The 11,951-nt window shown below is 57.5% G+C and carries 14 protein-coding genes; 5 read left to right on the plus strand and 9 right to left on the minus strand.

Annotated features, from left to right (window positions below; genetic code table 11):
* Positions 1-24 precede the first annotated feature (24 nt).
* The 9 genes from hycI to hycA form a co-directional block, all read right to left on the minus strand.
* Complete coding sequence (gene hycI / locus ABVN36_RS03885; protein WP_000132987.1) at positions 25-495, minus strand: hydrogenase maturation peptidase HycI; 471 nt, start codon at positions 493-495, stop codon at positions 25-27.
* On the minus strand, positions 488-898 hold the full coding sequence (locus ABVN36_RS03890) for a formate hydrogenlyase maturation HycH family protein (RefSeq protein ID WP_023138959.1): 411 nt from the start codon (positions 896-898) through the stop codon (positions 488-490). The genes hycI and ABVN36_RS03890 overlap by 8 nt, the downstream gene beginning before the upstream one ends.
* Positions 895-1,662, minus strand: coding sequence for a formate hydrogenlyase subunit HycG (hycG, locus tag ABVN36_RS03895; protein WP_000067419.1), 768 nt, complete (start codon positions 1,660-1,662; stop codon positions 895-897). Before hycG ends, ABVN36_RS03890 begins: the two co-directional genes overlap by 4 nt.
* The gene (gene hycF / locus ABVN36_RS03900) at positions 1,662-2,204 is read right to left on the minus strand and encodes a formate hydrogenlyase subunit HycF (RefSeq protein WP_000493767.1); all 543 of its coding nucleotides are present in this window, start codon (positions 2,202-2,204) and stop codon (positions 1,662-1,664) included. The genes hycG and hycF overlap by 1 nt, the downstream gene beginning before the upstream one ends.
* 9 nt (positions 2,205-2,213) lie before the next feature.
* Entirely contained in the window at positions 2,214-3,923 is a 1,710-nt protein-coding gene (hycE, locus tag ABVN36_RS03905; protein WP_001288155.1) for a formate hydrogenlyase subunit HycE, read from the minus strand.
* A gap of 17 nt (positions 3,924-3,940) precedes the next feature.
* The gene (locus ABVN36_RS03910; RefSeq protein WP_000110563.1) at positions 3,941-4,864 is read right to left on the minus strand and encodes a respiratory chain complex I subunit 1 family protein; all 924 of its coding nucleotides are present in this window, start codon (positions 4,862-4,864) and stop codon (positions 3,941-3,943) included.
* Positions 4,865-4,866: 2 nt separating this feature from the next.
* A complete protein-coding gene (gene hycC, locus ABVN36_RS03915) occupies positions 4,867-6,693 on the minus strand; it encodes a formate hydrogenlyase subunit 3 (RefSeq protein ID WP_020899134.1) in 1,827 nt (608 codons plus the stop codon).
* Entirely contained in the window at positions 6,693-7,301 is a 609-nt protein-coding gene (gene hycB, locus ABVN36_RS03920; protein WP_001079164.1) for a formate hydrogenlyase subunit HycB, read from the minus strand. Before hycB ends, hycC begins: the two co-directional genes overlap by 1 nt.
* Before the next feature lie 145 nt (positions 7,302-7,446).
* Positions 7,447-7,908: a formate hydrogenlyase regulator HycA gene (gene hycA / locus ABVN36_RS03925; RefSeq protein ID WP_023138960.1), complete on the minus strand. Its 462-nt coding sequence runs from the start codon at positions 7,906-7,908 to the stop codon at positions 7,447-7,449.
* 209 nt (positions 7,909-8,117) lie between these two features.
* On the opposite strand from hycA, the gene hypA reads away from it, so the two are divergent.
* The 5 genes from hypA to hypE all read left to right on the plus strand — a co-directional run bounded on the left by hypA (position 8,118) and on the right by hypE (position 11,806).
* Positions 8,118-8,474, plus strand: coding sequence for a hydrogenase maturation nickel metallochaperone HypA (gene hypA, locus ABVN36_RS03930; RefSeq protein WP_000544461.1), 357 nt, complete (start codon positions 8,118-8,120; stop codon positions 8,472-8,474).
* Between the two features lie 68 nt (positions 8,475-8,542).
* Positions 8,543-9,415, plus strand: coding sequence for a hydrogenase nickel incorporation protein HypB (gene hypB, locus ABVN36_RS03935; RefSeq protein WP_000337636.1), 873 nt, complete (start codon positions 8,543-8,545; stop codon positions 9,413-9,415).
* Positions 9,406-9,678 (plus strand): hydrogenase 3 maturation protein HypC, encoded by a 273-nt coding sequence (hypC, locus tag ABVN36_RS03940; RefSeq protein ID WP_000334871.1) that lies wholly within the window; start codon positions 9,406-9,408, stop codon positions 9,676-9,678. Before hypB ends, hypC begins: the two co-directional genes overlap by 10 nt.
* On the plus strand, positions 9,678-10,799 hold the full coding sequence (hypD, locus tag ABVN36_RS03945) for a hydrogenase formation protein HypD (protein ID WP_001212956.1): 1,122 nt from the start codon (positions 9,678-9,680) through the stop codon (positions 10,797-10,799). The genes hypC and hypD overlap by 1 nt, the downstream gene beginning before the upstream one ends.
* Positions 10,796-11,806, plus strand: coding sequence for a hydrogenase expression/formation protein HypE (gene hypE, locus ABVN36_RS03950; RefSeq protein WP_001059962.1), 1,011 nt, complete (start codon positions 10,796-10,798; stop codon positions 11,804-11,806). The genes hypD and hypE overlap by 4 nt, the downstream gene beginning before the upstream one ends.
* The last annotated feature ends 145 nt before the right edge of the window (positions 11,807-11,951 follow it).

The raw sequence follows: 11,951 nt of genomic DNA on the forward strand, positions 1-11,951 counted from the left end.
AAATCCGTCCAATGGGTACGCATTTTACGCCTCCGGCGCTTCCAGCGCGGCAAATCCGCCGTTTCCCTGCCAGCCTTCCAGGCGCTGATAGACAGTGTTTACCGCGTCCTTAATCGGTTGAGTCATCGGATAATAAAACCCGACGATATCCGGCTGGATACCAACAAAAATCACCTCGCCGACATCCTCTTTGAGCTGATCGACCAGGTAGTTGAGCGGCATATTGTGGGTGGTCATCATAAACATTTCGGCGATATCATCCGGATCGATAATGCGGATCTCGCCCGGATTAAGTCCCATATCGGTGGCGTCGACAATCAACAGACGCTGCGGGCGCAGTTCGCGAATCGCCACAATGTCGTTTTCCGGCGCGCTGCCGCCATCGATGACAACCCAGTTGCCCTTCGGCTGCGCCGCGCACATTTCCGCCAGTAACGGGCCTGCGCCGTCGTCGCCCATCATGCTGTTGCCGACACAGAGTAAAACGTCAGTCACGAAGCCTCCTCACCATCAGGTAGATGGCGCTTTCCTGATGAATGTCATGCAGCATACTGAGCATCAGTTTGCTCCATTCTTCCTGCTGCGGGGTCTGCGCGGCGCGCGCCTCATCAAACGCGCGCGCCAGCATTTGCACATGGTTGAAATCGATGACGATCTCGCCATACTTCGGCACGCCTTCCATTTTACGCCGGGCATCGCTACCGGCTTCCAGGGTGGCGATCCACGCCAGATACTCATCCCATGGGCAGGTGAGCGCGGCCTCCAGACAATCGATAACCCCCAGGTGGTGACCAATCGCCAGGCTGTAATAGACAACCTGCTGCGCCTCGGCAGGCGTCGCATCGTTCTCATCAATAAACTTACGGCTCAGTTGACTGAACACCACCTGTTCGCTCATCGGATACGCGCCTCTTCAACAACATGATTGAGATGGGTGACAATTTCGGTTAAACGCGGATCGTTTTCCGCTTCCAGCCAACGCGCCACTTGCTGCTCGCCCTGCCCCAACTGTGTCAGGTAATCATCGGCGATCTGACGACCATAGCGATAACCCGCCAGCCGGCGCGCCGCGCGATCCACCTTCACGCGCAGCGGCTGCACCATATCCGGATGCAGGATCTCTGCGGGCTGATCGTCCAGCTCACCCGGCGCGCGGGCGTGGATTTTCTGCTCCAGCAGGCCAAGCGCCATTGCAAATCCGTACAGCGTGGCGGCAGGCGTTGGCGGGCACCCCGGAATGTACACATCCACCGGTACGATTTTATCCGTACCGCCCCAGACGCAGTACAGATCATGGAAGATGCCGCCGCTGTTGCCGCAGGCGCCGTAAGAGATACAGATTTTCGGGTCCGGCGCCGACTGCCAGGCGCGCAGCGCCGGAGAGCGCATGGCGCGGGTCACCGCGCCGGTAAACAGCAGAATATCGGCATGACGCGGCGACGGTACCACTTTGATACCGAAACGCTCGGCATCAAACAGCGGCGAAAGCGTCGCAAAGATTTCGATTTCACAGCCGTTACAGCCGCCGCAGTCCACGCGGTAAACGTATGCCGAACGCTTAATATTTTTCAGTAGAGACGCCTTCATGCTGGCGATGGATTCATCCACCGTCATCGGTACCGGAATGCCGTTGGCGTCACGCGGGCCTAATAAATTGCTCATTAGCTGACCTCTTTCATATGGCGAGTCAGTTCAATACGGTCGGACGGCACCAGGCATTTCTGACGCTTACAGTCCGGGCAGGTCTCAAAGCTTTCGCGGTGGTTTTCCGCGCGGCTGTCGCCGTTGTGCGCAAGCAGCGCAATGGCGTAGTCAATCTCTTTCTGTACGGCGAAAGGACGATTGCACACGCGGCAATTGCACAGCGCAAAGCGGGACTGTTGCAGGAAGTCTTCTTTCTTCCACACTGCCAGTTCGTACTCTTGCGACAGTTTGATCGCCGCCGTCGGGCACACCTCTTCGCAGCGGCCGCAGAAGATGCAGCGGCCAAGATTGAATTGCCACGCCAGCTCATTGGTCGCAAGATCGGTTTCCACCGTCAGCGCGTTCGACGGGCAGGCATTAACGCAGGCGGCGCAGCCGATGCACTGCTGCGGATTATGTTCCGGCTTGCCGCGGAAGTTTTTATCAACCGCAATCGGCTCCAGCGGATAAGACGAGGTCGCCGTGCCGGTTTTGATAACTTTTTTGATAAAGGTAAACATGGCGATTCCTTATTTCAGCGGCGAGTTTTTACGCTCAATGCTGTAGCGCTCAAGTTCTTTGTACGGCACGACTTTGCTCTTCTTCTTACGCACATCGACCACGGTCATCCGGTCGGTACAGGAGTAGCAAGGGTCGAGGCTGCCGATAATCAGCGGCGCATCGGAGACGGTGTTGCCGCGCAGCATATAGCGCAGCGTCGGCCAGTTGGCGTAGGTCGCCGCACGACAGCGCCAGCGGTACAGCTTTTGGTTGTCGCCGGTCATGCTCCAGTGGATATCATCGCCACGCGGCGCTTCGGCAAAGCCGAGCGCAAAACGGTGCGGAATATAGGTAAAGCCTTCCACCATCAGCGGGCCGCCCGGTAGATTATCCAGACCGAAATCGATCATATTCAGCGAGGTGTAAACTTCGTTGATACGGACTTTCAGACGAGAAATCACATCGCAGCCCTGCTCGCTATGTACTTCCATCGGCAGCAGACCGTAACCGACAAACGGGTGGTCGGCGCGGGTGTCGCGGGCGTGACCGCTGGCGCGCACCATCGGGCCGACATTACTGAAGTCGCGGGCAATTTCCGGGTCCAGACGACCGATACCCACGGTACGCTGTTCCATATTCGGCGTGCTCAGCAGCATGTCCACCAGCTCCTGCACGTCACGACGCATCTGCTGCGCCAGTTGACGGGTCTGGATCATGTCCTCTTTGAGCAGATCGCGGCGAATCCCGCCGATCAGGTTCAGTCCGTAAGTTTTGCGCGCCCCGGTCAGTATCTCCGCCATTTTCATGGAGGTTTCACGCACGCGGAAGAACTGCATAAAGCCGGAGTCAAAGCCGGTGAAGTGACAGGCCAGGCCAAGGTTGAGCAGATGCGAGTGCAGGCGTTCCACTTCCAGCAGAATAGCGCGGATCATCTGCGCACGTTCCGGCACCTGAATGCCCATCGCGTTTTCCACGGAAGTGGTGTAGGCGGTGCTGTGGGCGAAGCCGCAGATACCACACACGCGATCCGACAGGAAGGTGACTTCGTTATAACCCATGCGGGTTTCCGCCAGTTTTTCCATACCACGGTGGACGTAGAACAGGCGGTAGTCGGCGTCGATAATGTTTTCACCATCGACGAACAGACGGAAGTGGCCCGGTTCATCGGAGGTGACATGCAGCGGGCCAATCGGCACCACGTTATTTTTCTTGTCACCCAGCTCGTTAATGAACTCGTAGGTTTCCGCATCGGTGGTCGGCGCCGGGCGCTGACGATAATCCATGCTGTCTTTACGCAGCGGATAGAGTTCATCCGGCCAGTCGTCCGGCAGCACCAGACGGCGCTCGTCCGGCAGACCGACCGGGATTAAACCGTACATGTCGCGTACTTCGCGCTCACCCCACACGGCAGCCGGCACGCGCGGCGTAACGGATGGGAATTCCAGCTTATTGGCATCCACTTCAACGCGGACGGTAATCCAGCACTTCGTGCCCTGCTCCATCGACAGCACGTAATAAACGGCATAGTGGCCGCACAACTGGCGTTCGTCATTACCGAACAGCACCGACAGCCACCCACCCTGCTGGTAGTAAAGAAACTCCACCACTTCCGGCAGATAGTTTACTTTCACCGTAATAGTCAGCTGATCTTTGGTCTGCCAGGCTTCGTCCAGCACTACGCCCGGAAACGCCTGGTGCAGCGCCGCAAGGTATTGTTGACCTAATTTTTCTTCAGACATGCTCAAACTCTCTTAAATCACGCCGCCAGCAAGGAGACGAAGGCTAAAAACGCAAACCCAAAACCGGCCCAGGTCACGCGTGAAGTGGCGCAAAAACGCAGTCGCGCCATGCTGTTTTCAAACAGGGCGATCACCAGTACGCCGACAATCAGCTTGACGACGGCAATCACCAGCGCCAGCAACAGTCCGCCTGCGCTGAAGGTTTCCATTTGTCCCCACGGCAGAAACACGCCGACGAACATTTGCAGCACCACCAGTTGTTTCAGGCTGATGCCCCATTTCAGCACCGCAAAGCCGCTACCGCTGTATTCGGTCAACGGCCCTTCCTGCAACTCCTGCTCCGCTTCCGCCAGGTCGAACGGCAGCTTGCCCATTTCGATAAAGGTGGCGAAGGCGCAGGCGCACAGCGCCAGAATCAGCGGAATACTGCGCGCGACAGGCCAGTGATAAATGGTGTCGGCGATATTGCTGATATGAGTTGAACCCGCCACCTGCGCGGCGACCCACAGACCCAGCAGCAGAATCGGCTCCACCAGCACGCCGAGCATCGCTTCACGGCTGGCGCCGATCGCGGTGAACGGGCTGCCGGTATCCAGGCCTGCAATAGAGAAGAAGAAGCGCGCGATGGCGAACAGGTAAATCAGGGTGATTAAATCACCCAGTTGCGGCAACGGAGATCCAACGGTGACGACCGGCAGCGCGGTGGCGATAGTCAGCATCACGCCGACCATCACAAACGGCGTCAGGCGAAAAACCCAGCCGGAATCCGCGGGCGCAATACTCTGACGACCGAGCAGTTTGATAATGTCGCGGTACTCCTGCAACACACCCGGCCCTCGGCGATTGTGTAGACGGGCGCGCGCCACGCGAGTAATACCGGACAGCAATGGCGCAACGGCAAATAGCACCAGCGCCTGAATTAACGGATAAAACACACTCATTTTCAGGCTCCTCGTGAAACCACAATCACCACCAGCACCGCCAGCTCAATCAGCGCCAGACGACGGAACAGCACCGCGGCCGCCGCGTTCTGCCAGCCCGGTACCAGCGATACCGGGTTAAGCCATTTACGCAGTTTAAGTACCGGGGCAAAGGCCTCTTTCACCGGCATGGCAAAACCGTGCGCGGTGACCACCATCGACTGCTCATGGTCGTAGCCGCACACCCAGGCCGCGCCGCGAGAACGCGACGGCAGACGGTTGCCTTTGAACATCGCCATAATGATGAACGGCAGTAGCGGACAGGCGACCAACAGCAGCGTGATCATCGGCTGCGATACGGTGGTGTGCGCGGTTTCCAGCGGCAACGGTACCGCAGTGGAAATCATCGGCAGCAGCCACGGCGCGGCAACCCCGCCCAGTACGCAGCAAATCGCCAATGCCACCACGCTGACGCCCATCAGGATCGGCGCGCAGCTGGCGTTTTCAGCTTCCTTCGTGCGCGGCGCGCCAAGGAACGTCACGCCGTAAACTTTCGCCATACACATCACCGCCAGCGCGCCGGTAATCGCCAGGCCAACCGCCAGCAGCGGTCCTAACAGACGACCAACAAACGCGCCGCTGTTGCCCAGTTTGAAGAAGGACTGATAAATCACCCACTCGCCGGCAAAGCCGTTCAGCGGCGGCAGCGCAGCCATCGCCATCAGACCGACCAGCATGGCGATAGAAATAACCGGCATCCGTTTACCAATACCGCCCAGTTTTTCGATATCGCGATGACCGGTACGGAACCAGATGCTGCCCGCGCCCAGAAACAGCACGCTTTTGAACAGGCTATGGTTCAGCAGGTGATAGAGCCCGCCGGTCAGACCCAGCGCGATCAGTACCGGCTGATTGAGAGCAATCCCGGTAACGCCTGCGCCCAGACCGAGCAAAATGATGCCGATATTTTCCAGCGTGTGATAGGCCAGCAGGCGCTGAATGTTATGCTCCATCAGCGCGTACAGACCGCCGACAAAGGCGGTGATCATCCCAAGCACCAACAGCGCCACGCCCCACCACAGCGGCGCATTGCCGCCAAGCAGAGATAGCGTGAGAATGCCCAGCAGCCCGATTTTCATCACCACGGTCGAGAACAGCGCGGCGGCGGGAGCGCTGGCGTTGGCGTGCGCCTGCGGCACCCAACCGTGTAGCGGGATAATCCCGGCCAGCAGACCAAAACCGATAACGCCGAGCAGCCAGATATCGGAGCCCAGCGGCAGTTGCTGAGCGCGTTGATCCAGCAGCCCCAGATCCAGCGTGCCGTAGCGCTGCCACACCAGCCAGCAGGCGATTGCCAGCAGCAGCGTACCGAGACGGCCCAGCGCAAACCACAGTTTGCCCTCTTTGCTACCGCCGGTGAGGAACACGGCGCAGAGCGCCATGATTTCCGCCATCACCACCATCGTCCCCAGATTACTGGCGACCACGGCGCAGACGGCTGCCGCCATCAGCAGGTTGATCAACAGTCCGTTGGCTTTTACCTGTGGATGGCGATGCCAGTCGATATTGAACAGGCTGACGAACAGACCGCACAGCCCCAGCGTAATCAGCCAGATAGCATTCAGCGGCGTTATTTGCAGCATGTGACCGGTAAACGGCATCACGCCGCTCACCGTAACGGCGCTGGTCAGCGCGGTGAACCCCGCGCCAGCCGTACACAGGCTGCCGACCGCGCCGCCGATACCGGCAATCCAGCCGCTCAGCGCTTTATGAAACGAAAACAGAAACGCCAGAACGGCGGCGGCGGCAAACCACGCGACGCCGCTAGTAATCAGTGAAAGTGAACTCATTATGCATCCCCACTCTGAGCCTGCTGAAACAAGGTGAGATCGCCAAAATCGGTATTAAACGTCAGCTCACGTTTACGTTTGCTGGCGCGGGCGATATCCGTGTTCTCCACCAGGTGTAGCGCTTTAGTCGGGCACATCCGCACACAGGCCGGGCCTTGCTCGTCAAAGCTGCACAGGTCGCATTTCACCGCGATAGCGCGTACGCCCGGCACCCAGTCGAGCAACGTACTGACGCGCGCAGGCGCTGGCGGCGCGGGCGGCGCTTTCGGCGTATTGGCGTTCGCCGGAATATGCAGCGGACGGCTGCCGGAAAACTCAATAGCGCCAAACGGACAGGCAATACCGCACAGTTTGCAGCTCACGCACAGGCTTTCATTAAGCTGGACAGCGCCGTCAACGCGATTAATCGCGTTGACCGGGCATACCGTGGCGCATGGCGCATCTTCACAGTGGTGACAAAGCTGCGGCGCAGATTCTTTTTCATTCAGCATCACTTTCAGGCGCGGCATTGACTGCAGGCCATGCTGGCGATGCGTCTCTGAACAGGCGGCCTCACAGGTGTGGCAGCCGATACAGAGAGTGGAGTCAGCAATTACAAAACGATTCACCAGGCATTCCTCAGGTGATTGTCATTTTTGACGAAAACATGCCGTTGAAATGTCATTTTCGACACTTATCGACACGCCCATCCCCAAAACATTCATGACATGGCGCAACGCCACATCGCGAATCAAAGCGGGCAACGCCTCAGGCTTATACCGCCGGGCTGTTTCCCTTTACCAATTGACGCAAATTAACCGGCGAGTTGGTTTCTATAGCGGTATAGAGGCTGTCGTAAACGCTGGCGATTTTTTCCAGATAGTGCTCCAGCACCTGCTCGCGATCGCGGTTGTTAACCCGTTCATCAACCTTGCCGTCGATATCGAGCTGCGCCTGTGCAATCAATTGCTTATCTTCGCCATCTTTGGTTTCAACGTAGTACTCAATGGTGTGGCTGTTAAAACCATCCGCCAACGCGACGTAAATACGAAAGTGCTCAAACAGGACAAAGCAAAGATCCCTTTCCGGCGCGCAGCTCATTGCGTGATGCAGGCGCGCTTTCGAGAGGGTGATCCCCTGAACCAGCGAGTTGCAGTAAATATGCCACTGGTCCTGTAGGCGACGATGCCGTTGCGCGATGTAATCGGCCTTTTCGCTTATTTCCCAAATAGTCATGTCAGGTTACCCGTTTAACAGAGATGCCTGCGTTAAGCATTTTCCATGCCAATTTTTAACTTATTGTTTTTAATGGCAGACGAGCACAGTCACTGCCGTTTCGACGCGGTGACGACATGTCATTTCGTCATCGTCGACATTAACCTGCCAGGGGATAAAAATATTGGCATAAATATTGCTTTACAGGGGCAACCACTACGGGAGGCGATATGCACGAAATCACCCTCTGCCAACGGGCACTGGAATTGATTGAACAACAGGCTTCAGCATACGGTGCAAAACGTGTGACAGCCGTCTGGATCAAAATTGGCGCATTTTCTTGCGTGGAAACCAGCGCTCTTTCCTTTTGTTTTGATCTGGTATGCCGCGGCACGATAGCAGAAGGTTGTAAACTGCACCTCGAAGAACAGGAAGCCGAATGCTGGTGTGAGCATTGTCAACAATATGTCACGTTGTTAACCCACCGTGTACGTCGTTGTCCGCAATGTCATAGCGATACACTGCGAATTGTGGCCGATGACGGCTTACAAATTCGGCGCATAGAGATTGATGAAACTGAAGATTAATGCCGGATAGACGCTCGCGTCGCCATCCGGCAGAAAGCCTGTAACAAGAAAAAGATCAGGAGTAAGCGATGTGTACGACTTGCGGTTGCGCTGAAGGCAACCTTTATATAGAAGGCGATGAACATAATCCGCACTCAGCGTTTCGTAGCGCGCCCTTTGCCCCAGCGGCTCGCCCGGCGCTGAATATTACCGGCATTAAAACGCCTGACTTTGCCCCAAGTCAGACCGCAGAAGGCGATCTGCATTACGGCCACGGCGAAGCCGGAACCCACGCGCCTGGTATGAGTCAGCGGCGGATGCTGGAGGTTGAAATCGACGTGCTGGACAAAAATAATCGTCTGGCTGAGCGCAACCGCGCCCGTTTCGCCGCCCGCCAGCAACTGGTGCTCAACCTGGTGTCCAGCCCCGGGTCCGGTAAAACCACCCTGCTGACCGAAACGCTGATGAAATTGAAAGACCGTGTACCGTGCGCGGTGATTGAAGGCGACCAGCAGACAGTGAACGACGCCGCCCGCATCCGTGCTACCGGCACGCCCGCCATTCAGGTCAACACCGGTAAAGGCTGCCATCTTGACGCGCAAATGATCGCCGACGCCGCGCCGCGCCTGCCGCTGGATGACCACGGTATTCTGTTTATCGAAAACGTCGGTAATCTTGTCTGCCCGGCCAGCTTCGATCTGGGCGAAAAGCATAAAGTCGCAGTGCTTTCCGTGACCGAAGGTGAAGATAAGCCGCTGAAATATCCCCATATGTTTGCCGCTGCGTCGCTCATGCTGCTCAATAAAGTCGATCTGCTGCCCTACCTCAATTTTGACGTTGAGAAGTGCATCGCCAGCGCGCGTGAAGTGAACCCGGAGATTGAAATTATCCTGATTTCCGCCACCAGCGGCGAAGGCATGGATCAGTGGCTGGCCTGGCTGGAGGCGCAGCGATGTGCATAGGCGTGCCGGGTCAAATCCGCGCCATTGACGGCAATCAGGCAAAAGTTGACGTCTGCGGCATTCAGCGCGACGTCGATCTCACATTAGTCGGCAGTTGTGATGAAAACGGTCAGCCGCGTCTGGGTCAGTGGGTGCTGGTTCATGTCGGATTCGCCATGAGCGTCATTAACGAAGCGGAAGCGCGCGACACGCTCGACGCGCTACAAAATATGTTTGATGTTGAGCCGGACGTCGGCGCACTGCTGTATGGTGAGGAGAGATAATGCGTTTTGTTGACGAGTACCGTGCGCCGGAACAGGTAATGCAGCTCATTGAACACCTGCGTGAACGCGCCGCCCTTCTTCCTTACACTGCCGAACGTCCGTTGCGCATTATGGAAGTCTGCGGGGGTCATACCCACGCAATTTTTAAATTTGGTCTCGATCAGTTACTGCCCGAAAACGTGGAGTTTATTCACGGCCCCGGTTGTCCGGTCTGCGTGCTGCCGATGGGACGTATCGACAGTTGCGTGGAAATCGCCAGCCATCCGGAGGTGATTTTCTGCACCTTTGGCGATGCCATGCGCGTGCCGGGGAAACAGGGTTCGCTGTTGCAGGCTAAAGCGCGCGGCGCGGATGTCCGTATTGTTTACTCTCCGATGGACGCGCTGAAGCTGGCGCAGGATAACCCGACCCGCAAAGTGGTATTTTTCGGGCTGGGCTTTGAAACCACCATGCCGACCACCGCCATCACGCTACAGCAGGCAAAACAGCGTGACGTGCAAAACTTCTACTTTTTCTGCCAGCACATTACGCTGATCCCGACGCTGCGTAGCCTACTGGAGCAGCCGGACAACGGCATTGACGCCTTTCTTGCGCCAGGCCACGTCAGCATGGTCATCGGCACCGAGGCGTACCAGTTTATCGCCGCCGATTTTAATCGCCCGCTGGTGGTGGCTGGATTCGAACCGCTTGATCTACTGCAAGGCGTGGTCATGCTGGTTGAGCAGAAAATAGCGGCCCTAAGCCAGGTTGAAAACCAATACCGTCGCGTGGTGCCGGATGCCGGAAACATGCTGGCGCAGCAGGCCATCGCCGATGTGTTCTGCGTTAATGGCGATAGCGAGTGGCGCGGTCTGGGCGTAATTGAATCCTCCGGCGTCCACCTGACGCCAGAGTATCAGCGCTTTGACGCCGAAGCGCATTTCCGCCCAGCGCCGCAGCAGGTCTATGATGATCCGCGCGCCCGCTGCGGCGAAGTGCTGACCGGCAGATGCAAGCCGCATCAGTGCCCGCTATTTGGTAAAACATGTAATCCAGAGACCGCGTTTGGCGCGCTGATGGTCTCTTCCGAAGGCGCATGCGCCGCCTGGTATCAGTATCGTCAGCAGGAGTGTGAAGTTTGAACAATATACAACTCGCCCACGGCAGCGGCGGCCAGGCTATGCAACAGTTGATTAATAGCCTGTTTATGGAGGCCTTTGCCAACCCGTGGCTGGCGGAACAAGAAGATCAGGCGCGTCTGGAGCTGGCGCAGCTGACGGCGGAGGGCGACCGTCTGGCGTTTTCTACCGATAGCTATGTGATCGATCCGCTCTTTTTCCCCGGCGGCAATATCGGCAAACTGGCGATTTGCGGTACGGCGAACGACGTAGCGGTGAGCGGCGCGATCCCCCGCTATCTCTCCTGCGGCTTTATCCTTGAAGAAGGGCTGCCGATGGAGACGTTAAAAAGCGTGGTCAATAGCATGGCGGCGACCGCGCGGGAAGCGGGTATCGCCATTGTAACCGGCGACACCAAAGTTGTGCAGCGCGGCGCGGCGGATAAATTGTTTATCAACACTGCCGGCATGGGGGCGATTCCCGCCGATATTCGCTGGGGCGCGCAAACGCTGAGCGTTGGCGATGTGCTGTTAGTCAGCGGTACGCTTGGCGATCACGGCGCCACTATCCTCAACCTGCGTGAGCAACTGGGACTGGATGGCGAGCTGGCGAGCGACTGCGCAGTATTAACGCCGCTTATTCAGACGCTGCGTCATATTGACGGAGTGAAGGCATTGCGTGACGCCACGCGCGGCGGCGTGAATGCGGTCGCCCATGAGTTTGCGGCGTCCTGTGGTTACGGTATTGAATTGTCCGAATCCGCACTGCCGCTCAAACCTGCCGTGCGCGGCGTCTGCGAGCTGTTGGGGCTGGATGCCCTGAACTTTGCCAACGAAGGAAAACTGGTGATTGCCGTTGAACGGCAGGCCGCAGATCGGGCGTTGGCGGCATTACGCGCGCATCCGCTGGGACGTGATGCAGCGCTGATTGGCGAAGTCGTGGAACGCAAAGGCGTTCGCTTAGCCGGACTCTATGGCGTGAAGCGAACCCTTGATTTGCCACACGCCGAACCATTACCTCGTATATGCTAGCAGCCTGTTGGCAGCATACTGTAGGCCGGATAAGACGCATTTGCGTCGACATCCGGCATTAACGCTGCATTAACGCCTGATGGCGCTTTGCTTATCAGGCCTACGGAGTGTGTGACCAGCGAGTTTGCGGTCAGCCATCCGGCAA

Origin of the sequence: Salmonella sp. SJTUF15581, assembly GCF_043356775.1 — a bacterium.
GTDB lineage: Bacteria > Pseudomonadota > Gammaproteobacteria > Enterobacterales > Enterobacteriaceae > Salmonella > Salmonella enterica.